This is a genomic window from Streptomyces sp. IBSNAI002 (genome assembly GCF_052244475.1).
GTDB lineage: Bacteria > Actinomycetota > Actinomycetes > Streptomycetales > Streptomycetaceae > Streptomyces.
Genome location: NZ_JBQPXG010000002.1, coordinates 7,713,476 through 7,733,803 on the forward strand (window position 1 = coordinate 7,713,476; position 20,328 = coordinate 7,733,803).

Below are 20,328 nucleotides of genomic sequence, written 5' to 3' on the forward strand. Positions count from 1 at the left end.
GGGAGGAGCCCGGTGTTCAGGTGTTTCGGTGAGGGGGCGGGGTCAGCTCACCTGGACGGTGACGTCGTCCACCACGAACGACGTCTGGAGGGACTGGTCCTCCGCGCCGTCGAACCGCAGGCTGACCGTCTGCCCGGCGAACCGGGCCAGGTCGTACGTCTTCTGCGCGTAGCCGGTGTTGGCGTCCAGGTTGGAGAGGGTCTCCAGGGTCTGGCCGCCCACCGAGACGGTGAGCCGGTCGTAGACGACGTTCTCGTTCTCGTCCGTGTCGATGTGGAGGAAGAAGGAGAGCCGGTACGAGGTGCAGCCCGCCGGGACGGTCAGGGACTGAGCGGCGCTGTCCGCGTGGGACGATCCCCAGCCGTTCAGCCAGGCCATGTACCGGCCGGAGTGCGCGACCTGGCCGGACTGGCTGGTGATGACGCCCGCGGTCGCGGACCACGGGCTGCTGCCGTTCTCGAAGCCGCCGTTGGCCACGAGCTGGCGCGGGGTGCAGGTGCCGCCGCCACCGCTGACGGTCAGCGTGTAGGTGGTGGTGTGGCTGACGGTTCCGGACCCCGTGACCGTCAGGGTGTAGGTACCGGGCACGGTGCTCGCGCCGACCTGCACGGAGAGGGCCGAGGGGCTCCCGGACTGTACGGACGCCGGGCTGAGCGTGGCGCTCACCCCAGCCGGGGCCCCGGAGACCGACAGGGCCACGGTCTGGGCGGCGCCGCTGACGGTCCGGGTGTTCACGGTGGCGGAGGTGGAGCCGCCGGGAGCCGCGGTGCCCGCGGACGGGCTGGTGGCCAGGGAGAAGTCCTGTGCGGGCGTCTCACCGCCGACGGCCTGCTTCCACAGCGCGTAGGCGACGCCGTCGGCGCTGCGGTCCAGGACGGTGGCGTTGATGTTGTTCGTGGTGTCGCAGGAGCTGTGGTAGCAGGGGTCGTACGCCGCGTTCGCGGTGCCGCCCCACTTGGCGGCCTGCGCCGAGGTCTTGCGGGCGCTGGCGCCGGCCGCGTAGCCGGAGGTGGGGATGCCCGCCTGCTGGAAGGAGTAGTCGTCGCTGCGGCCCTGGCCCTCGGTGTTCTCCTCCGGCGCGAGGTTCAGCGAGGTCCAGTACGCCTTGAGGGGCGCGGCGGTGGCGGAGTTGAGGTTGTTGACGAAGTAGCCGCCGTTGGTGGAGCCGACCATGTCGAAGTTGTAGTAGCCCTTGATGGCCGAACGCTGGGCTGCGGTCAGCTGGTTCACGTAGAACTCGGAGCCGTTCAGGCCCTGCTCCTCGTCGGTCCACCAGGCGAACCGGACGTGCTTGGTCATGGTCGGGTTCTGCTGGGCGAGGACGAGGGCGTTCTCCAGCAGGGTCGCGGAGCCCGAGCCGTTGTCGTTGATGCCGGGGCCGGCCGCGACTCCGTCGAGGTGGGCGCCGAACACGACCGTCTGGTCGGCGGGGCCGCCGGGCCAGTCGGCGATCAGGTTGTTGGACGGGTAGGTGCAGGAGGAGCAGTTCTGCTCGGTGACGGTGTACCCGGCGGCCGTCAGCTTGCCCTTCACGTACGCCAGCGACTGGGTGTAGCCGGCGCTGCCCGCACGGCGGTTGCCGCCGTTCTGGGAGGCGATGGTGTTCAACTGGGTCAGGTGGGCCCGCACGTTGGCGACGCTGATGTCCGGAGGGTCGTTGCCGGGCTGGGTACCGCCGACGTTCAGCGTGTAGTCGACGGTGTGGGAGAGGGCGGTGCCCTGCCCCCTGACCACGACCGTGGAGGTGCCGGGCGCCGCGTTGGCGGTGGCTGTCAGCGTCAGTACGGAGGACTGGCCGGCCTGGACGGTGGCCGGGTTGAAGGAGGCGCTCACCCCGGCGGGCAGACCGCTCGCCGTGAGCGTCACCGACTGGGCGACACCGGTCGTGACGCTGGTCGCGACCGTGGTGGTGGCCGAGGCGCCCTGCTGGACGGCGCCCGAGGACGGGTTCAGCGCCAGCGAGAAGTCGTTGTTCTGGCCGCTCGGGGTACAGGTCGGGTCGGCCGCCTGCGCGGGCACGCTGATGGCGTCCCAGGCGGCCTTCGTCTTGTCGAAGAGGCCGCAGGTGGCGTCGAGGGACTTCGCCGAACCGAGCGTCGCCGTACGGTACTTCTTGTACGACATGCCGCTCGTCTTGAGCAGCATGCCGCCGTAGAAGATCTTGCCGGCGTTCTGGACGCCCACACCGGTCAGCGTGGTCTGGTTGCAGGTGCTGCTGGCGGGCTTGCCGCCGCCCGGGTTGGTGCCCTCGGCGAGCAGGTAGAACCAGTGGTTCATCGGGCCCGCGGCCGCGTGCACCTCGGTGCCGGGTATCGCGGAGCTGTAGCAGGCCGGGTCGTTGTTCACGGCCGCCGGGTTGTACATGTTCCGGATCGGGCCCCGGCCCTGGAGGTTGATGACCTCACCGACCGTGTAGTCCGGGGTGTCGTACGGGGCCGGCTGGTTGATGTACGCCTCGGTCAGGGCGCCGAAGATGTCACCGGTGGCCTCGCCGAGCCCCGCCTCCTGGCCGCCCGTCCCGCCGGGGGTGTTGCTGTCGATGGCGTGCCCGTACTCGTGGGCGACCACGTCGACGCCCGCTATCCATTCGCCCGCGCTGTTGCGCCCGATGGTGACCGAGCTGCCGTCCCAGTAGGCGTTGAGCTCGTTCAGCCCGACCTTGGCCGGGAAGGTGCGCCCGTTGCCGCTGACGCCGTTGCGGCCCAGCCACTGGCCGAGCATGTCCCACTGCTTCTGCGCGGCGAACATCAGGTCGACGCAGCCCGTCTCCTTGCTCGTGGGGTTGCCGGTGCCCCAGGAGTCGGAGGACTTCGTGAAGACCGTCCCGGTGCTGTAGTCCGCGCAGCTCAGGCCCGTGCGGTTGGGGTCGCGCAGGGTGTAGGAGGAACCGGAGTTGGTGGTGTCGATGGTGAGCGGGCCGGGTCCGTTCCACTTGCTGCTGCCGCTGCCGGCGACCACGTCGTCGTAGCTGTCCACGAAGGCGCCGGTGCGTGCGTCCACGAAGACGTGCAGCTTGCTCGGCGCTGTTCGGGTCCGGCCCGAGAGGACGGTCTCCCAGGCCAGCACCGGCTTGTCGTCCTTGAGCCGCACGACCAGCCGGCTGCTGTCGACCTTGTCGACGGAGGCCAGCCGCGCCCGTGAGGCGGTCTCGGCGTCCTCGGCGCCGACGGTCGGCCGGGTCGCCACCTCGATCCGTACGGAGGAGGCCGACTGGAGGGCCCGTACCCTGCCCTCGCCGTCGGCGAGCACGACCGCGTCGCCGCCGACGACCGGCAGGCCGCGGTAGCTGCGCTCGTACGCCACCGAGTAGAGGTCCTTGACCCAGGGGGTGACCCGGCGTCGTTCGTACTGCTCCTGCGAGGAGTTGACCAGGGAGTCGAGACCGCTGTCGACGGCCCGGTCGGCGGCGGCGACCGCGCGGGCGGCCGGGGTGTCCTGCGGGGACGGTGCGGGCTGCGCCTGCTGCGCTGCCGCTGCCGTCCCGGCCAGGGTGCCGGCGAGACTCGCGGTCAGCGCCATCGCTGCCACGGCCGCCGTCCATCTGGTGGGCTGCAACGTCCACTCCGATCGTGGGGGGTGGGTGGGGGAGTGTGTGCTCGTTCGCGGCCGAGTATGAGCGTGGACATGACGGAAATGGGACATCTCGGCAGGCATAAGTGCGGAGTTATGGTGTGGCGGCGGCCCGCTGCGTACGCTGCCCGGATGCAGCTGGAGTTGAGGCATCTGCAGGCCGTCTGCCGGATCGCCGAGGCGGGCAGTCTGGGCGGCGCGGCACGGCGGCTCGGGGTGTCCCAGCCCGCGCTCTCGGCGCAGTTGCGCCGCATCGAACGGGTCACCGGCGGCGAGCTGTTCGTACGGGGCCGCAACGGAGTGGAGCCCACGGCGCTCGGCCAGTTCGTCCTCGCCAAGGCGCGCCGGGTGCTCGGCGAGATGGAGGCCCTGGGCGCGGAGGCGCGGGCCATCGCCACCGGCACCCCGCTGCGCCTGGGCTGCATCCTGCTCGTCCTGCTGGACGGGCTGCTCGCCGAGACCGACCGGTCGATGTCCGGCCAGGAGATCACCGTGGACCTCGAGGACTCGGTGACCGCGCTGACCCGGATGCTCGGCGCCGGACGGTACGACGCCATCGTGTACGGGGAGGTCAACGAGCACGAGGTGCCGTTGCCGGAGGGGACCCTGGCGCGGACGCTCGTCCCCAGGGAGCCGTTCTGCATCCGGCTGTCGGCGGCGCACCCGCTGGCGGGCTCGGACCGCATCGAACTGGCCGACCTCGCCGGCGAGTCGTGGATGACGCTGGTGGAGGACGACGACGGCGGCCCGGAGGCCCTGGTCGCCGCCTGCGCGAAGGCCGGGTTCGTCCCGTCACTGCGGTACCGGATCACCGACCGCAAGATGCACTACGACCTGATCGCGGCGGGGCGGGCCGTCTCGCTCAGCCAGCCGACGGCCCCGCCGGCGGCGGGGACGGTGATGCGGCCGCTGGCCGGGTCGCCCGTCACAGGCCGGATCAGGCTCGCATGGAACCGCTCCGCGGTCTCGGCCGGCCAGGCGGAACGGCTCTACCGCGCCGCGGCCCAGGCCCATCTGGCCAATGTCGCCAACCACGCCTTCCACAAGGAGTGGTGGGACGCCCATCCGGAGGTGCATCCGCTCCTCGACTGAGCGGCCGCGGACGCACCGCGGGGGTGGGCCGAGGGCGCGGGGAGCCGTCTCAGGAGCCGTCGGCGAAGACCGCGTAGACGTCGCGGCGGTCCGCGTACTCGCTCAGGTTCCAGACCACGGACTCGCGGTAGGCCCAGTCGGCGGCATCGGCGCTGTGGAAGCTGAGGTCCTCGCAGCCCTTGCCGAGGCGGACCACGGTGGAGGGCGTGTCGGCGCCGGACACGACGGTACGCAGGCTGCCGTTGGAGGCCGGGCCGTCGCTCGCCGACAGGTAGTGCCTGCTCTTCCGCGAGACCACGCCTGGGCCTTGCCCTGCTTGACCGTGACGGCCTCGGTGGCCGCGGTGGAGGCGAGGCCCCGGGTCGTGTGGTCGAGCGGCCAGCGGACGATCTTGGGCAGGGTCACCGTCGTTCCGTTGCCGTTCCAGCCGGACCCCGAGTAGTCCACCGCGGGGCTGGTCAGGCTCTTCGCGTACTCGCCCACGGTGAGGCTGTCCGGGCTGGAGGCGCGGTCGAGGCCGATCGCCGAGAAGCGCAGCAGCGTGATGCCCGAGCGTGAACTGGCCCGGGGTGATGGTGGCCGCCTCGGCCGGGGCGGGTGCGAGGGCGGCACCCGCGGCCGTGACGAACGGCGCGGCAGCCATTCCCTTGACGATCGTCCTGCGTGGCATGGTCACGTAGCGAGAAGGTAGATCTTCGGATCGCGGCCGCGCAAACCCCGAACCACCGGGCCCGGGAGCCGGGCTGACGGCAGTTCACGGGCCACTGCTCCGCACGTGCGGGGGAGGCCCGGCCCCGTCCGCAGCGTGCGCGGACGGGGCCGGGCCGGGCGCGGGCCGTGCTCAGTGGAACAGCATGGAGGCGTCCCCGGCCGCGGTGGTGACCGATCCCGGGCACAGGAAGCTGCCCGAGGTCTTGGTGGCCGTGAAGGGCCTGTTGGTGTACTTCCGGGTGGTTCCGTCCTGGTCCCACACCAGATTCGTCGCCTTGTACCGGCAAGAGATGAAGCTCTGCCTGCCCGTGATGTCGATGGCGTCCGTGTGTGCCACGGCGCCGGCGTCATCGAAGGTGAAGGCGGGGTTGTTGTTGAGGGTGGCGGTGATGCCGCCGTTGCAGGCGAGGTTGCCGCCGGGCTTGTTGATCGTGGTGCGGTCGACGGTGAGGGCGTCCGGCGGGACGGCGCTGGTGCTCGCGTTGGTCCACGTGCAGGTGCTGCCCGCGACCACGATGACCCCGTCCGCCTTCTGGTCGGCGGTGGGGCCTGCCGCGATCGCCGCCGTCGTACCGGCGACGGTTGCCGCGATCGCCAGTGCGGCGAGTCCTGTGAGGGTGGGGATGTGCCTCATGTCGCTCCTCCTTGCCACGTCCTTGTGGGGGTGATGCGAGGGCCCGGAGGCCTCGCGGGAGTGCGTCACGGAGAGTGGCACAGGGACCTTGAATTGTCAGGTGCAGCTCAAAGACTGGCTTGAAGCCGCCCTTTGCCGTTCGAGGTGAACGTATTGAGCGTCTCGATCGATATCCCGGGAAAACGGTCTGACTACTCGATTGTTATGTGCGTTCACCCTTGACTGTGATCGGTTTCGGACAAACGATGGTGCCCGTTCACCCCACTCCTTCCGTACGCAGCCCCGTAGGAGCCGTGCCATGTCGCGCACTTCACGTTCGTTCCGCGTAGCCGCCGCCACCGCGCCCCTCGCCGCCCTGGGGCTTCTGGCCACCGCCTGCGGTGACGGCGACGGCTCCGGCAAGGCCGCGGGCGGTACCGCCGCCCAGCCGGTGGAGATCACCTACTGGTCCTGGATGCCGGGCACGAAGCAGACGGCCGAGGCCTTCAACGCGAGCCACGACACCATCAAGGTCAAGTTCGCCGAAGTGCCCGCGGGCCAGTCCGGCGGCTACGACAAGCTCGCCGCCGCCGTGAAGGCGGGCAACGGCCCCGACGTGATGAACGTCGAGTACCAGGCCGTCCCCGACCTCGTCACCCAGGGACTGCTCGCCGACTCCTCCAAGCTGCTCGGACCCACCGTCAAGAAGCAGCCCGACCAGGTGCAGGCCCTCGTCACCCTCGGCGGCAAGCAGTGGGCGGCGCCCTTCGACGTGGGCCCGCAGATGCTCTACTACCGCAAGGACCTCTTCGAGCAGCGCAAGATCGCCGTCCCCAAGACCTGGGCGGAGTTCAGAACGGCCGCAGAGGAGATCAAGAAGGCCGACCCCGAGGCGCGCATCACCTCGTTCTGGGGCGACGAGGCCGCGACCTGGGCGGGCCTGGCCCAGCAGGCCGGTGCCAAGTGGTACGGCACCGAGGGCGACGCCTGGAAGGTGGACATCAACGACGCCGCCACCAAGAAGGTCGCCGCGTACTGGGGCGACCTGGTCAAGAACGACCTGGTGTTCAACCACAAGGCGTGGAGCCCGGAATCGACCAAGGCGGCCGCCGAGAACAAGGTCTACACCCGCCTCGGCGCCTCCTGGAGCGCGGGCAGCCTGAAGACCGAGCAGGCGAAGCAGGAGGGCAAGTGGGCCTCCGTCGCACTCCCCGGCTGGGGTGACGGCAAGATCGGCATGGTGGGCGGCTCCTCCTTCGCCGTCATCAAGGACAGCAGGAAGGCGGAGGCCGCCGCCGAGTTCATCAAGTGGGCCACCACCAGCCCGGAGGCCGTCAAGGCCCGGCTGAGCATGGGCACCTCCAGCGCCATGCCCGCGGACGAGGCGCTCCGCGAGGCGGCGAAGGCCTCCTTCGACACCAAGTTCTACGGCGGCCAGGACATCTACGCCACGGCCTCCGAGCAGGTCCCGAACATAGCCACCGGCTGGGTCTGGAGCCCGGTGCACAACGCGACCTCGGTCGAACTCGTCGCGGCCCTCGCCAAGGCCCAGGACGGCAACTTCGCCGCCGCCTTCGACACGGCGCAGGCCACGGCCGAGAAGCTGATCAACGACCGGGGTCTGAAGCTCGCGAAGTAGAGGCAGCGCACGGGCCGGGCCCGGCAGGCGCACGCACGCACCGCACCGCACCGCGCCGCACCGCCGGGCCCGCAACACCCCCTCGCCCGTTCCACACTCCCCTTCCCCGCCCGTTCCGCACTCCCCTTCCCTCGCCCGTCCTTTCCCCGCCCGTCCTTTCCCCGGCCCCGGAGGTGCCCCGGTGACAGCACCGCTCGCCCCCAGCAGCACACGGCGCCCAGGCCGCAGCCGGCGCGGTCAGCGCACCGCCGCCGCCCTGCTCATCGGACCGTTCGTCCTGCTCTTCCTCGCCGTCATGGTCGTGCCCATCGGGTACGCGGCCTACCTGAGCCTGTTCCGTGAGCAGTCCTCCGGCCTCGGCTTCGGCGGTACGCAGACCTTCTTCAGCGGCATCGACAACTACGTCCGGGCACTGACCGCCCCCGCCCTGCAGACGGGCTTCCTGCACATCGCGGTGTACTGCGCGGTCTACATCCCCGTCATGATCGGCGGGGCCCTGGTCCTGGCCCTGCTCATCGACTCGGCCCTGGCCCGTGCCAAGCGGTTCTTCCAGCTCGCCGTCTTCCTGCCGCACGCGGTGCCCGGACTGATCGCCGCCATCATCTGGGTGTTCCTCTACACCCCCGGCCTCAGCCCCGTCCACCAGTTCCTCGACTGGGCCGGCGCCGAAGTCGACTTCTTCGGCGACGACGCCATCCTCTTCTCGATGGTCAACGCCACCACCTGGCAGTGGATCGGCTACAACATGGTGATCTTCTACGCGGCCCTGCAGGCGATCCCCCGCGAGACACTGGAGGCCGCGATCGTCGACGGCTCCGGCGCCCTGCGCACCGCCCTGTCCGTCAAGATCCCCATGATCCGGTCCTCGGTGGTCCTCACCACCCTCTTCACCTGCATCGGCGCCATCCAGCTGTTCACCGAGCCGGAGACCTTCCGCTACGACGCCACCGGCCTGTCGCCCGAGTGGTCGCCGACGATGTTCATCTACCAGGCCGCCTTCTCCAAGCACGACTACGGGATCGCCGCCGCGGCCTCGCTCATCCTGGCCCTGCTCGGCGCCCTCCTGTCCTTCGTCGTCACCAGGCTCGGAAACCGGTGGAAGGAAGCATGAGCACCCTCACCGTGGACAAGACCACGCCCCCCGCGCCCGACGGCACCCCGCGCCGCCGCCCCCGCACCCGCCGCGCCGCCCGCGCACCGGCGGCCGGATCCTCGCCTCGAAAGCCGCGGTCAACGGCCTCCTCGTCCTGATCGCGCTCTACACGCTGATGCCGCTCACCTGGCTGCTGTTCGCCGCGACCAAGAACAACGCGGACCTCTTCGGCAAGCCCGGCTTCGCCCTCGGCGACTTCAACCTGTTCGCCAACCTCGGTGACCTGTTCACGTACAACGACGGCATCTTCGGACGCTGGCTGTTCAACAGCTTCGTCTACTCCGTGCTCGGGTCCCTCGCCTCGACCCTGCTGAGCCTCGGCGCCGGCTACGCCTTCGACACGTACGACTTCCGGGGCAAGGAGAAGCTGTACGGCTTCATCCTCCTCGGCCTGCTGGTCCCCGCCACCGTCATCTCCCTGCCCATGTACCTGCTCGCCTCCAAGGTCGGCATCGTCAACAGCTACTGGGCCATCCTGATCCCCGGCCTGGTCAGCCCCTTCGGCGTCTACCTCTCCCGGATCTTCTCCGAGGGCTACGTCCCCGGCGAGACCCTGGAGGCCGCCCGCATGGACGGCGCCGGCGAACTGCGCATCTTCGGCTCCGTCGCCCTGCCGATGCTCGCACCCGCCTTCGTCACCGTCTTCCTCTTCTCCTTCACCGGCAGCTGGAACAGCTTCTTCCTCCCCCTGGTCATGCTCAACGACCACGACCTCTACCCGGTGGGACTCGGCCTGTTCAACTGGAACGCCACCCTGACCCAGTACCCCGAGCAGTACGCCCTGCTCATCACCGGCTCCCTGGTCTCCGTCCTCCCGCTCGCCGTGGCCTTCCTCTGCCTCCAGCGCTTCTGGCGCTCGGGCCTCACCGCGGGCGCGGTGAAGTGACCGTGACCACCACCGCCCCCGTACGCCGCCCCGGGCACCCGGCCGCCGCCGCGCCCCCGCGCACCCTGCTCGCCATGGGTGACACCATCCACCGCACCCTCCTCGAAGCCGCCGCGTTCGAGCGGCTGCCCCGCATCGCGGACACCGACCCCGCACTGCTCGTCACCGACTACCGGGCCGCCGACCCGGAGCTGCTCGCCCGCACCGAGGTCCTCTTCACCCACTGGGGGTCCCCGGTCCTCGACGAGGACGCGCTGCGCCGGCTGCCCGCGCTCAAGGCCGTCGTCCACGCCGCCGGGTCCGTCAAACACCACGTCACCCCGGCCGTCTGGGAGCGGGGCATCGTCGTCTCCTCCGCCGCGGACGCCAACGCCCGGCCGGTGGCCGAGTTCACCCTCGCCGCCATCCTGTTCGCGAACAAGCGGGTCCTGGAGAGCGCCCGGCGCTACCGCCGCGAGCAGTCGGCGTACGAACTCCTGCCGTACTTCGCCGGACACGGCAACTACCGCCGCACCGTGGGCATCGTCGGAGCCTCCCGCATCGGCCGCCGCGTCATCGAACTGCTGCGCCCCTTCGACCTCGACGTGCTGCTGTACGACCCGTACGTGGACCCGGCGGAGGCCGCCGCCCTCGGCGTGCGCCCCCTCCCGCTCGGAGAACTCGTCTCGCGCAGCGACGTGGTCTCCATCCACGCACCCCAACTCCCCGAGACCCACCGCATGTTCGATGCGGAACTGCTCGGACGGCTCGCCGACGGCGCCACCCTCGTCAACACCGCCCGGGGTTCCCTCGTCGACACCGACGCCCTCGTGGCCGAGCTGCGGACCGGCCGCATCCATGCCGTCATCGACGTCACCGACCCCGAGGAACCGCCCGCCGGCTCGCCCCTCTACACCCTGCCCAACGTGCTCCTCACCCCGCACATCGCGGGCTCACTGGGCAACGAGCTGACCCGTATGACGCACGGGGCGATCGACGAAGTGGAACGCTACGCGCAGGGCCGCCCCTTCGCCCACGGCGTCGGCCCGGACGAGCTGCTGCGCTCGGCGTGACCCCGGCACGACATCCCGTAGGAGAACGGCCAGCCCATGACCAGCACCGCCCACACCCCCACGCCCCACACCGCGTACGTCGAAGACCGGGCGCCCGGCTCCGGCCGGCTCGCACCCCGGGCGGCGCTCCGCTCCGACGCCCCGGCCCTCGCACTCGACGGGCCCTGGCGCTTCCGGCTCGCCGCCGGACTCCACGACCTCAGCCCCGGATTCGAGGACCCCGGCTTCGACGACCACACCTGGGACGAGCTGCCCGTACCGTCCTGCTGGCAGCTGCACGGCCACGGCGCACCCGCCTACACCAACGTCACCTACCCCTTCCCGATCGACCCCCCGCACGTCCCCGACGAGAACCCGACCGGCGAATACCGCCGTGCCTTCACCCTCCCCGAGCCCTGGCCCGCCGACCGCACCGTCCTGCGCTTCGAGGGCGTCGACTCCTGCTTCGCGGTCTGGCTCAACGGGCAGCGCCTCGGCGACGGCAAGGGCAGCCGGCTGCCCACCGAGTTCGACGCCGGCGGCGCCCTGCGCCCCGGCCGCAACGTCCTCGCCGTCCGCGTGCACCAGTGGTCCGCGGGCAGCTACCTGGAGGACCAGGACATGTGGTGGCTGTCCGGCATCTTCCGGCCGGTCCGCCTCCTCGCCCGGCCCGGGCAGCGCCTCGACGACGTCTTCGTGCACGCGGACTACGAGCACACCACCGGCCGGGGCACCCTCCGCGTGGAGACCTCGGGAGCCGCCGCCCGCCTCCACGTCCCCGCGCTCGGCCTGCACGGCGCCGACCCGGCCGGCCCGCACACCCTCCCCGCCGTCGTGCCCTGGACCGCCGAACAGCCGCACCTCTACGAGGGCGAACTCGTCACCGCGGGCGAACGCGTCCGGATCCGCATCGGTTTCCGCACCGTCGCCGTCGAGGACGGACTGCTGCGCGTCAACGGCCGTCCGCTGCTGCTGCGCGGGGTCAACCGGCACGAATGGGACCCCGACAGCGGCCGCACCCTCTCGTACGCGACCATGCGCCGCGACGTGCTGCTGATGAAACGGCACAACATCAACGCCGTCCGCACCAGCCACTACCCGCCCGACAGCGCCTTCCTGGACCTGTGCGACGAACTCGGCCTGTGGGTCGTCGACGAATGCGACCTGGAGACGCACGGGTTCGAGCCCCTCGGACGGCGTGCCGACCCGAGCGACGACCCGCGCTGGCGGGAGGCGTACCTCGACCGGATGAGCCGCACGGTCGAACGCGACAAGAACCACCCCAGCGTGATCATGTGGTCCCTCGGCAACGAGAGCGGCACCGGCCGGAACCTCGCAGCCATGGCCGCCTGGACCCGGCGCAGGGACCCCTCGCGGCCCCTGCACTACGAGGGCGACCAGGACAGCGGCTACACGGACGTCTACAGCCGGATGTACGCCGATCACGCCGAGACCGAACTGATCGGCCGGGGCGAGGAACCGGCCACCGCGGACCCGGCGCTCGACGCGCACCGCCGCGCCCTGCCCTTCGTCCTGTGCGAATACGCGCACGCCATGGGCAACGGACCCGGCGGACTGTCCGAGTACCAGCGTCTCTTCGAGCGGTACCCGCGCCTGCAGGGCGGCTTCGTGTGGGAGTGGATCGACCACGGCATCGCCCGGCGCACCGAGGACGGGCGCACCCGCCACGCGTACGGGGGCGACTTCGCGGAGACCGTCCACGACGGCAACTTCGTCGCCGACGGACTCCTCTTCCCCGACCGGACCCCCTCCCCGGGCCTGGCCGAGTACAAGAAGGTCATCGAGCCCGTCGCCATCGACCCGGACCCGGCGGGCGAGAGCATCCTCATCCGCAACGGGCACGACTTCCGCGATACCGCGCACCTCCGCTTCGACTGGCGGGCCGAGGCCGAGGGCGAACTCCTCGCGCAGGGCCCGCTGCCGGTCCCCGTCCTGCGGGCCGGCGAGCACATCCTCCTGCCGTGGCCCCCGCTGCCGCCCGCGAAGGACACCGAACGGACCTTCACCGTCACCGCCCGCCTCGCCCGGGACGAGCCCTGGGCCGGGGCGGGCCACGAGATCGCCTGGGGCCAGGCGGTGACGGCCCCCGCGCCGCCGCCGCGACGCAGGCGCGCACCCCTGTCCCGGCAGGGTTCCGAGCTGCTGGTCGGGCCCGGCCGGTTCGACGCCGCCACCGGGAGGCTGCGCGCCGTCGGCGGGATGCCGCTCGACCCGCCCGCCCTCGAACTGTGGCGCGCGCCCACGGACAACGACCGCCTCGGCGCCCGGGAGGCCGACGGCTGGCAGGCCCTCGGACTGCACCGGCTCACCGCCCGGGTGACCGCAGTGGACCCCTCCCACGACGCCCTGACCGTGACCACCCGGGTGGCGCCCGCGGGCACCGACGCCGCGATGCGCACCACCTGCGTCTGGCACACCGACGGCTCCACCCTGTGGCTCGACCTCACCGTCGTGCCCGAGGGGGACTGGCCGGGTCCGCTCCCGCGCATCGGACTGCGCACGGCCCTGCCCGGCTGGATCGACACCGTCGAGTGGTACGGGCTCGGCCCGGGAGAGGCGTACCGCGACTCGGCGGCCGCGGCCCGGCTGGGACTCCACCGGCACACGGTCGACTCGTGGCAGACCCCGTACGTGCGTCCGCAGGAGAACGGCAACCGGCACCAGGTGCGCTGGGCCCGGCTGGACGGGGCGGGCGGCGGGCTGCTGGTGACCGGGGCGCCTTGGTACGACCTGACCGTCCGCCGCTGGACGCAGGCCGCGCTCGCCGCCGCCCGGCACACCACCGACCTCACGGCGGGCGACCGGGTCCACGTCCACCTCGACGCCGCACACCACGGTCTCGGCACGGCCTCGTGCGGGCCGGGTCAACTGCCCGAGCACGTGCTGCGGGCCCGGCCGACGGCGCTGCGGCTCGGCTTCGCCCCGGCGGGCTGACCTCAGACGGCGAAGTCGCGGGCGAAGCCCTCGCGGAAACCGGGCCGGGCCACCGCCGTGTCGAAGGCCCGGGCGGCACGGTCGAGGGCGGCCTCGTTCTCCTGGGCGGCGGCGAGTTGGGCCAGGTACGCGCGCAGGCTCAGTCCACGGGCCGCGGCGAGCGCGGCGAGGCGGTCGTGGACATCGGTGTCGACCTCGACTGTGGTGGTGTCAGCCATGGTCCGAGTATGCGCCGTCCGAGGTGCCGACGGGGTGGTTACGGATGCGCTCACCGGGCAGGCGAGGGGGTGACCTGCCCGCCGTCCGCCCGACCGGAGGAGCTGTTTCGCGTGACGGAGCATGTGTGGAGTTTCCGGCCGGCCTCAGGGCACCTGGCCGGCACCGATCTGACGGGCTATGCGGTCGAGGCGACGGACGGCCGCATCGGAAAGGTCGCCCAGCACAACGACGCGGCCGGCGACGCCTATCTGGTGGTCGACACCGGTGTGTGGATCTTCGGCAGGGAGGTCCTCGTCCCGGCGGGCGCGGTGACCCGCGTCGACCCGGAGACCCGGACGGTGTACGTGGACGGGACCAGGCAGCAGATCAAGGCCGCTCCCGAGTTCCTCCGGGAGCGGCACCTCGGCGATCCGGGCTACCGCGAAGCGCTGGTCACCTACTGGGCCGTGGGCCCGTTCGGCGGTCCGTTCGGCGGGAACCGCGTCTAGGGCCTGTCGTCAAACTCCCGTCGTCGCGGGGCAGACGGGAGTTTGACGACAGGCCCTAGGAACCAGGACCGGGACGACGGCCCTCCGGGGAGGGCGGCGTCAGGCGTTCTGCCGGGCGGGTTCGAGCAGGTTCGCGCGCAGGGCCGCCACCAGGGCGTCGTCCGCGCCCAACAGGTCGGCGGCGTAGGCCCGTACGGATCCGTGCTCGCGGGGCAGGGCTGCGAGGAACAGGCGCATCACCTCGGCCGGGGCCTGTCCGTATCCCGGCCAGGAGGGTTCCTGGCCGGGGTGGTCCGCCCGCCAGTCCGCGAGCAGCCGGCCGGTCGCGAGCCCGGTGAGGGCGAAGTCCTCGACGACGACCTCCTCCGGGACCCCGAGCAGGTCCAGGACCACGGCCGCGAGCAGACCGGTGCGGTCCTTGCCGGACGCGCAGTGGAAGGCCACCGGGGCCTCCTGGGTGGCGATCACCTCCAGGGCCGTGCGCAGTTCGCCGACGCCGTCGTGGGCGACCTCCAGGTACCGCTCGGCGAGGTAGGGGCCGGTCTCGACGTCCGGGCCGAGGGCCGCCTGGTCGTAGGGGCGGTGCTCGATGCTGAGGTGGTGGTAGGCGAGTGACGGGTGCTCGGGCACCCGGCCCTTCGCGTCGATCTCCCAGGAGTACCGCAGGTCGATGACGGCCCCGACGCCGAGCTCGAGGAAGCGCTCCCAGTCCGCGCCGCGCAGCTTGCCGAGGGAGTCGGACCGGTACAGCCGGCCCCAGCGCACCGTCAGGCCGTCCGCGGCCGGATAGCCGCCCAGGTCACGGAAGTTGTGCAGCCGTTCGAAAGATATGTGTCTGTCCACGGACGGCACTCTATTCCGTGACCGTTCGGACGGGTCAGCCCGCCCACCGCCCGGTGAGGAAGGTGACGGCGACCACGGTGCCCAGCGGGGCGACGACGCACAGGTACGCCGTCAGCACCTGGGGGCGGCGCAGGCTCCAGGAGGCGAGGCCGATCCACAGCGGCCACCACAGCAGGGTGGAACGGGGCACGGACGTGTACCAGTACGACGTGCCCAGAGCCCACAGGGTGAGCACGGTGTACAGGGCCTCGGGCCAGCGGCGGCGGCGGACGAGCAGGGCCAGGAGCACCACCCCGGTCAGCATGGCCAGGAGCTCGGCCTGCCACATCAGGGCGTAGCCGGTGGGGTGGAGGCCGCCGAAGGCCGCCTCCCAGGTGTTGGCCCAGGCGTCCCACGGCGCGTGGAAGTCCCGGTACCAGCCGCGTTCCTGGGCGTGCTTCCACGCCATCCAGTCCCCGGTCCGCGCCTGCAGGAACCAGCTGTACAGGACGGGGGACAGGGCGGGCAGGAGCAGCCACGGCGCCGAACGCCAGGCCCGGCGGTCCCGGGCGGTCAGGACGAAGTGCAGGGCGAGCGCGGCCGCGAGGAAGAGCCCCGTGACGCGTACGGAGCAGGCCAGACAGGCCAGCACGGCGGCGGCAGGCCAGTTCCGGTTCTGGGCGGCCAGCCAGGCGGGCAGGGCCAGCGCCAGGAACAGGGCCTCGGTGTAGCCGGCGGCGAGGAACACGGCGCACGGGGACAGCAGCAGGAAGAGCACCGTACGGCGGCCCGCGTCCGGGTCGGGCAGGTGGTGGCGGGCGATGCGGGCCAGGGCCAGGACGGCGACTCCGCCCGCGACGAACGAGATCAGCAATCCCGCGGCGGCCCAGTCAGGGACCACCGTGTGGACGGCGCGCAGGGTGAGGGGGAAACCGGGGAGGAAGGCCTCCCGGTTGTCCCAGCCCGCCGTCCAGGGGCCGGCCTGGCCGGGGAAGTAGCCGTCCTCGGCTATGTGGAGGTAGTGCACCCAGTCCCACTGCTGCCAGGGCGACAGCAACGACTTGGGCTCCCGGGCCTGGCCGTCGGAGGGGAACAGCCAGCGGACGGCTCCCGCGGTGGTCCACAGGCCGACGCGGGTCAGCAGGTAGAGCCACAGCACTTCGCGGTCCGCAGGGGCGGGGCGCCACCCGAGCACCGGACGGCGCACGGCGGGCCGGAGGGGGACCTCGACGGGCCGGGGCGGGGCGGAAACGGACATCAGGGGATCTCCTGCTCGGCTGAAGGCGTGCGAAGGCGTGCGGAACCGCCGGCCGTGGTTCCGGGGCCGGTGTCCGCTCAAGCGCTGGAAGGGGAGAGGGGAAGGGCTACCGGGGCGGGCGGGACGTGGCCAGGGAGGAGGTCTGCGCGCCCGAGGTGCCCGTGGCCGGCGGGGGGCCCGGTGACGTCGACGTCGACGTGCTCTGGGGCGGCCGGCGGGACATGCCCGCCGTGGAGGAGGGCTCGGCCGACGGGCCCTGGGAGGTGGGGACGGGGGACGGCGGCCCGGGAGAGGGGCTGGTCGCCGGGAGGACGGGTTGCGTGTCGTGCGGCAGCAGCGTGGCCAGGGCGGTACCGGTTCCGCCGATGACCAGGAGGCAGGCGGCCGCGACGGAGACGATCCTGCGCCGCCGGGTCCGCTCACCTCGCCGGGCGATGTCGGAGACGGGCGGGAGCACCGCACCGCTCTGCCCGGCGGAAGCGGCTTCCCGGAACAGGGACCGCAGCGGATCCTGGGTGTCATGCATCGGGTGCCTCCTCAATGCGGGGGTCCTGCAGCCGGTGGGAGAGGGCGGCCCGGCCGCGGGACAGGTGGGTCTTGACCGTGCTCGAGGACAGAGAGGTCTCGGCGGCTATCTGCTCGACCGTCAGATCGCACACGTAGTGCAGCGCCATCGTCCGGCGCTGCTTGAGCGGCAGCTGCCGCAGCGCGTCGACGAGGGCGACCGCCTCCGGCCCCGGACCCTCCACATGGCCGACGGGGGCGGTGCGCTGCCAGGCCTCGGCACTGCGACGGCGCACGCGCCACCGGCTCACCGCGAGCCGCCAGGCGACGGTGCGGATCCACGCCTCGGGCCGGCCGTCGCGGTCCAGCTGACGGCGTCTGCCCCAGCCCCGGACGAAGGCCTCCTGCACCACGTCCTGCGCCTCGTGGTGGTCGCCGAGCATGACGTACAACTGCCCCGTCAGCCGACCCGCCGCCTGTGCGTAGAACTGTTCGAACTCCTCGACGGTCAAAAATCGCTCCCGAACTCCATGTGTCCCTCTCACCAGGCATACGCCCGGGGAACAGCATCCGGTCGACACGGGTCAGCGAGAAATCGTGTGAGTGCCGTCACAGCGGCGGCGCGGTGCCATGATGCGCGGGTGCGGCGCAGGGTGAGGACGGACGAGGTACGGGCCAGGGTCGGCCGGATCCTCGACGGCCTCGTGGAGTCGGGCAGGGAGAGCGGCCTCCAGGTGGCCGCCTACCTGGACGGCGAACTGCTCGTCGACGCGCACGCGGGCCGGGCGGAAGGGCCCGCCGGCCGCCCGCTCACCTCCGGCACGCTGGTCCACAGCTTCTCGACCGGCAAGGGCTTCACCACCACCCTCGTCCACGTCCTGGCCGAGCGCGGACTCCTCGACTACGACACCCCGATCGCCCACTACTGGCCCGAGTTCGCCGTGCACGGCAAGGGGCGCGCCACCGTACGGCACGCGCTGACGCACGCCGTCGGGGTGCCGCAGCTGCCCGCCGCCGTCACTCCGGCCGAACTGTGCGACTGGGACGCGATGTGCGCGGCCGTCGCCGCGCAGCGGCCGCTGTGGGAGCCCGGCTCCGCGAGCGGGTACCACGGCTGGACCTTCGGCTGGATCCTCGGCGAGACCGTACGCCGGATCACCGGGCTGACCCCGGCCGACGCCCTGCGCACGTACGTGACCGAGCCGCTGGGCATCGGCGACGAGCTGTACTTCGGCCTGCCGCGGAGCGAACTCGGCCGTACGGCCCCGCTGGTGGAGGGCGACTGGGCGGCCTACCTGGAGGCGCTCCCGCCCACCGCGCCCTTCCGCCGCTACGTCGTGCCCAACCGGTCCGTGTGGACCACCGCCGAGCTCGCCAACCGCGTCCCGTACCTGCTCAGCGACCTGCCCGCCGGCGGCACGACGAGCGCGCGGGCCGCCGCGCGCATGTACGCGGCGCTGCTCGGCGAGGTCGACGGGGTCCGGCTGCTCTCCCCGGAGCGGACGGCGTACGCCGCGGGCGTGGCCGTGGACGGGAAGGACCTCATGCTCGTGGCCCGGCACGCCAAGGGTCTGGGCTACTTCCTCGGGCTGCCCGCCATGGCCGGGGAGCGCACCGCCTTCGGCCACCACGGCAGCGGCGGCAGCATCGCCTTCGCCGACCGCGAGCGCGGGCTGTCCTTCGCCCTCACGCGTACCCGCCTGGTGAGCCCCCGGTCGGACACGACCGCCCGGCTGCTCGCGGACGAGATCCGCTCCGCCGTCGCGTAGACCGTTCTCCCGCCGGCGGCTTCAGCCCGCCCCGGGGGCGAGCCGCTCCAGCATCTGCGCGAGGCAGTCGCCGCTCTCGGTGCCCCGGACGGCGGGACCGGGGTCGGATCCGGGCAGCTCCCGGGCGCCGAGCGGAGTGCCGTCCGCGCGGAAGAAGGGGAGCCGGTCCGCGGTGCCCCCGCACCAGGCGTGGAGCTCCGGGGCGTACCGGGCGTCCCAGAAGTGGCGGGCTGCGGTCCGGTCGTCCACGAGGTGCGCGCGCCGCAGGGCGGCCCGCAGCCCTTCATTGGTAGGAAATCTCCTACGTTTGACATGTAGGGAATTTCCTACCTATCGTGGAGGTGTGAACATCACCCACGCCTCCTTCGTCACCCTCCCCGTCACCGACCAGGACCGGGCCCTCGCCTTCTACACCGGCGTACTCGGCTTCGAGGTCCGCGCCGACCGCCAGGTCGGCCCCATGCGCTGGCTCCAGGTCGCCCCCGCGGGCGCCCGGACCGTCTTCACGCTCTCCGGCCCGGGCATGGGCGATTTCACGCCCGGCTCCGCGCAGGGGATCATGTTGGTCACGTCCGACGTCGACGCCGACTGCGCGCGGCTCGCGGCGGCCGGTGTCGAGGTGAACGGTCCGGACGAGGCCCCCTGGGGGCGGATGGCCGGCTTCCGCGACCTCGACGGCAACACCCTGATGCTGGTGACGGAGAAGGAAGGCTTCTAACGCCATGACCACGACGGGTGTCGCCGAAGACCGCGTGTTCGCCGCCCTCGCCAACGGCACCCGCCGCGAAGTCCTGCGCCTGCTGCGCGAGCGCGGTCCGCAGCCCGTCCAGTCCCTCGCCGACCACTTCGACATGCGCCGCCCGAGCCTCTCGGAGCACCTGAAGGTGCTGCGGGAGGCCGGGCTCGTCTCGGAGGAACGCGCCGGCCGGCAGCGGATCTACCGCCTGGAGGCGGCGCCGCTGGCCGACGTGCAGGACTGGCTCCATCCGTACGAGCGGTTCTGGCGCGACAGGCTCAAGGGCCTGGGTGATCTCCTCGACCGCATGCCCGACGATGAGACATGAACTCAGCCTCCGACCAGGGTTCCGACGAGGACCTCACCACCGTCCGCGTCGACCAGTTCCTGCCCCACCCGCCCGCGAAGGTCTGGCGCGCCCTCACCGAGTCCGACCTGATCGCCCAGTGGCTCATGCCCAACGACTTCCGCCTCGAAGTCGGCCACCGCTACACGATGACCTCGTTGCCCCGCCCGAACACCGGCTACTCCGGCACGACGGCGGGCGAGGTGCTGGCCTACGAGACCGCGCGGATGCTCTCCGTCCGCTGGAGGGACGCCGCCGCCCCCGACGCCGGCGGGGAGGACTGGACCATCACCTGGACCCTCGAACCGGAGGGCCGCGGCACCCGGCTCCTCCTGCTCCACGAGGGCTTCGACCCGGACGACCCGGCCCAGATGATGGCCCGCACCGTCATGGGCGGCGGGTGGCGCAGCCACGTCATGCAGGCCCTGAGCGCCGTTCTGGAACGGACCTGCCCCGACCTGCCCCGACCTGGTCCGGCCTGATCCGACCGCCGCCGAAATCGCGTGCCGCCGCCCGGCCGGGCCCCGACAATGCGT

General features: G+C 72.1%; 21 protein-coding genes. 12 read left to right on the forward strand and 9 right to left on the reverse strand.

The genetic code is table 11. The annotated features are described in order from the left end of the window. Positions 1–42 precede the first annotated feature (42 nt). Positions 43–3,519, reverse strand: a complete 3,477-nt coding sequence (locus tag ACTVZO_RS35765; RefSeq protein WP_443303374.1) for a M28 family peptidase — start codon at positions 3,517–3,519, stop codon at positions 43–45. Positions 3,520–3,702: 183 nt separating this feature from the next. On the opposite strand from ACTVZO_RS35765, the gene ACTVZO_RS35770 reads away from it, so the two are divergent. Beyond that, positions 3,703–4,662 (forward strand): LysR family transcriptional regulator, encoded by a 960-nt coding sequence (locus ACTVZO_RS35770; protein ID WP_443302294.1) that lies wholly within the window; start codon positions 3,703–3,705, stop codon positions 4,660–4,662. 49 nt (positions 4,663–4,711) lie between these two features. Here the strand turns inward: ACTVZO_RS35770 and ACTVZO_RS35775 are convergent, their stop codons facing one another. Then, positions 4,712–4,960 carry a hypothetical protein gene (locus ACTVZO_RS35775; RefSeq protein ID WP_443302295.1) on the reverse strand — a complete coding sequence of 83 codons (249 nt, stop codon included), beginning with the start codon at positions 4,958–4,960 and terminating at the stop codon, positions 4,712–4,714. A gap of 543 nt (positions 4,961–5,503) precedes the next feature. After that, positions 5,504–6,007, reverse strand: coding sequence for a hypothetical protein (locus ACTVZO_RS35780; protein WP_443302296.1), 504 nt, complete (start codon positions 6,005–6,007; stop codon positions 5,504–5,506). 298 nt (positions 6,008–6,305) lie between these two features. Here ACTVZO_RS35780 and ACTVZO_RS35785 point away from each other — a divergent pair, with 298 nt between their 5' ends. The 6 genes from ACTVZO_RS35785 (at position 6,306) to ACTVZO_RS35810 (ending at position 13,650) form a co-directional block, all read left to right on the forward strand. Further along, positions 6,306–7,625, forward strand: coding sequence for an ABC transporter substrate-binding protein (locus ACTVZO_RS35785; protein ID WP_443302297.1), 1,320 nt, complete (start codon positions 6,306–6,308; stop codon positions 7,623–7,625). 181 nt (positions 7,626–7,806) lie between these two features. Further along, positions 7,807–8,736, forward strand: a complete 930-nt coding sequence (locus ACTVZO_RS35790) for a carbohydrate ABC transporter permease (RefSeq protein ID WP_384215496.1) — start codon at positions 7,807–7,809, stop codon at positions 8,734–8,736. Continuing rightward, positions 8,733–8,876, forward strand: coding sequence for a hypothetical protein (locus ACTVZO_RS35795; protein WP_443302298.1), 144 nt, complete (start codon positions 8,733–8,735; stop codon positions 8,874–8,876). The genes ACTVZO_RS35790 and ACTVZO_RS35795 overlap by 4 nt, the downstream gene beginning before the upstream one ends. Before the next feature lie 17 nt (positions 8,877–8,893). Beyond that, positions 8,894–9,664 (forward strand): carbohydrate ABC transporter permease, encoded by a 771-nt coding sequence (locus tag ACTVZO_RS35800; protein ID WP_443302299.1) that lies wholly within the window; start codon positions 8,894–8,896, stop codon positions 9,662–9,664. A gap of 74 nt (positions 9,665–9,738) precedes the next feature. After that, the gene (locus ACTVZO_RS35805) at positions 9,739–10,716 is read left to right on the forward strand and encodes a hydroxyacid dehydrogenase (RefSeq protein ID WP_443303375.1); all 978 of its coding nucleotides are present in this window, start codon (positions 9,739–9,741) and stop codon (positions 10,714–10,716) included. A 36-nt stretch (positions 10,717–10,752) separates the two neighbouring features. Next, entirely contained in the window at positions 10,753–13,650 is a 2,898-nt protein-coding gene (locus tag ACTVZO_RS35810) for a glycoside hydrolase family 2 TIM barrel-domain containing protein (protein WP_443302300.1), read from the forward strand. Between the two features lie 2 nt (positions 13,651–13,652). Here the strand turns inward: ACTVZO_RS35810 and ACTVZO_RS35815 are convergent, their stop codons facing one another. Beyond that, positions 13,653–13,868: an antitoxin MazE7 gene (locus tag ACTVZO_RS35815; protein WP_443302301.1), complete on the reverse strand. Its 216-nt coding sequence runs from the start codon at positions 13,866–13,868 to the stop codon at positions 13,653–13,655. A 111-nt stretch (positions 13,869–13,979) separates the two neighbouring features. On the opposite strand from ACTVZO_RS35815, the gene ACTVZO_RS35820 reads away from it, so the two are divergent. Then, positions 13,980–14,357, forward strand: a complete 378-nt coding sequence (locus tag ACTVZO_RS35820) for a PRC-barrel domain-containing protein (RefSeq protein ID WP_443302302.1) — start codon at positions 13,980–13,982, stop codon at positions 14,355–14,357. 99 nt (positions 14,358–14,456) lie between these two features. Here the strand turns inward: ACTVZO_RS35820 and ACTVZO_RS35825 are convergent, their stop codons facing one another. The 4 genes from ACTVZO_RS35825 to ACTVZO_RS35840 all read right to left on the reverse strand — a co-directional run bounded on the left by ACTVZO_RS35825 (position 14,457) and on the right by ACTVZO_RS35840 (position 17,453). After that, positions 14,457–15,200, reverse strand: coding sequence for a tyrosine-protein phosphatase (locus ACTVZO_RS35825; protein ID WP_443302303.1), 744 nt, complete (start codon positions 15,198–15,200; stop codon positions 14,457–14,459). Between the two features lie 34 nt (positions 15,201–15,234). After that, positions 15,235–16,437 (reverse strand): mannosyltransferase family protein, encoded by a 1,203-nt coding sequence (locus ACTVZO_RS35830; RefSeq protein WP_443302304.1) that lies wholly within the window; start codon positions 16,435–16,437, stop codon positions 15,235–15,237. A 106-nt stretch (positions 16,438–16,543) separates the two neighbouring features. Next, entirely contained in the window at positions 16,544–16,963 is a 420-nt protein-coding gene (locus ACTVZO_RS35835) for a hypothetical protein (protein ID WP_443302305.1), read from the reverse strand. Further along, positions 16,956–17,453, reverse strand: coding sequence for a SigE family RNA polymerase sigma factor (locus tag ACTVZO_RS35840; protein WP_443302306.1), 498 nt, complete (start codon positions 17,451–17,453; stop codon positions 16,956–16,958). The genes ACTVZO_RS35835 and ACTVZO_RS35840 overlap by 8 nt, the downstream gene beginning before the upstream one ends. Before the next feature lie 141 nt (positions 17,454–17,594). Here ACTVZO_RS35840 and ACTVZO_RS35845 point away from each other — a divergent pair, with 141 nt between their 5' ends. Then, on the forward strand, positions 17,595–18,710 hold the full coding sequence (locus tag ACTVZO_RS35845) for a serine hydrolase domain-containing protein (protein ID WP_443302307.1): 1,116 nt from the start codon (positions 17,595–17,597) through the stop codon (positions 18,708–18,710). A 21-nt stretch (positions 18,711–18,731) separates the two neighbouring features. Here ACTVZO_RS35845 and ACTVZO_RS35850 read toward each other — a convergent pair whose 3' ends face one another. Next, positions 18,732–18,959, reverse strand: a complete 228-nt coding sequence (locus ACTVZO_RS35850) for a hypothetical protein (protein ID WP_443302308.1) — start codon at positions 18,957–18,959, stop codon at positions 18,732–18,734. 94 nt (positions 18,960–19,053) lie between these two features. Here ACTVZO_RS35850 and ACTVZO_RS35855 point away from each other — a divergent pair, with 94 nt between their 5' ends. The 3 genes from ACTVZO_RS35855 to ACTVZO_RS35865 are packed head-to-tail and all read left to right on the forward strand — an operon-like array spanning position 19,054 to position 20,274. After that, positions 19,054–19,428, forward strand: coding sequence for a VOC family protein (locus tag ACTVZO_RS35855; RefSeq protein WP_443302309.1), 375 nt, complete (start codon positions 19,054–19,056; stop codon positions 19,426–19,428). Between the two features lie 4 nt (positions 19,429–19,432). Then, positions 19,433–19,774: an ArsR/SmtB family transcription factor gene (locus tag ACTVZO_RS35860; RefSeq protein WP_443302310.1), complete on the forward strand. Its 342-nt coding sequence runs from the start codon at positions 19,433–19,435 to the stop codon at positions 19,772–19,774. Continuing rightward, on the forward strand, positions 19,771–20,274 hold the full coding sequence (locus tag ACTVZO_RS35865) for an SRPBCC family protein (RefSeq protein ID WP_443302311.1): 504 nt from the start codon (positions 19,771–19,773) through the stop codon (positions 20,272–20,274). The genes ACTVZO_RS35860 and ACTVZO_RS35865 overlap by 4 nt, the downstream gene beginning before the upstream one ends. Positions 20,275–20,328 lie beyond the last annotated feature (54 nt).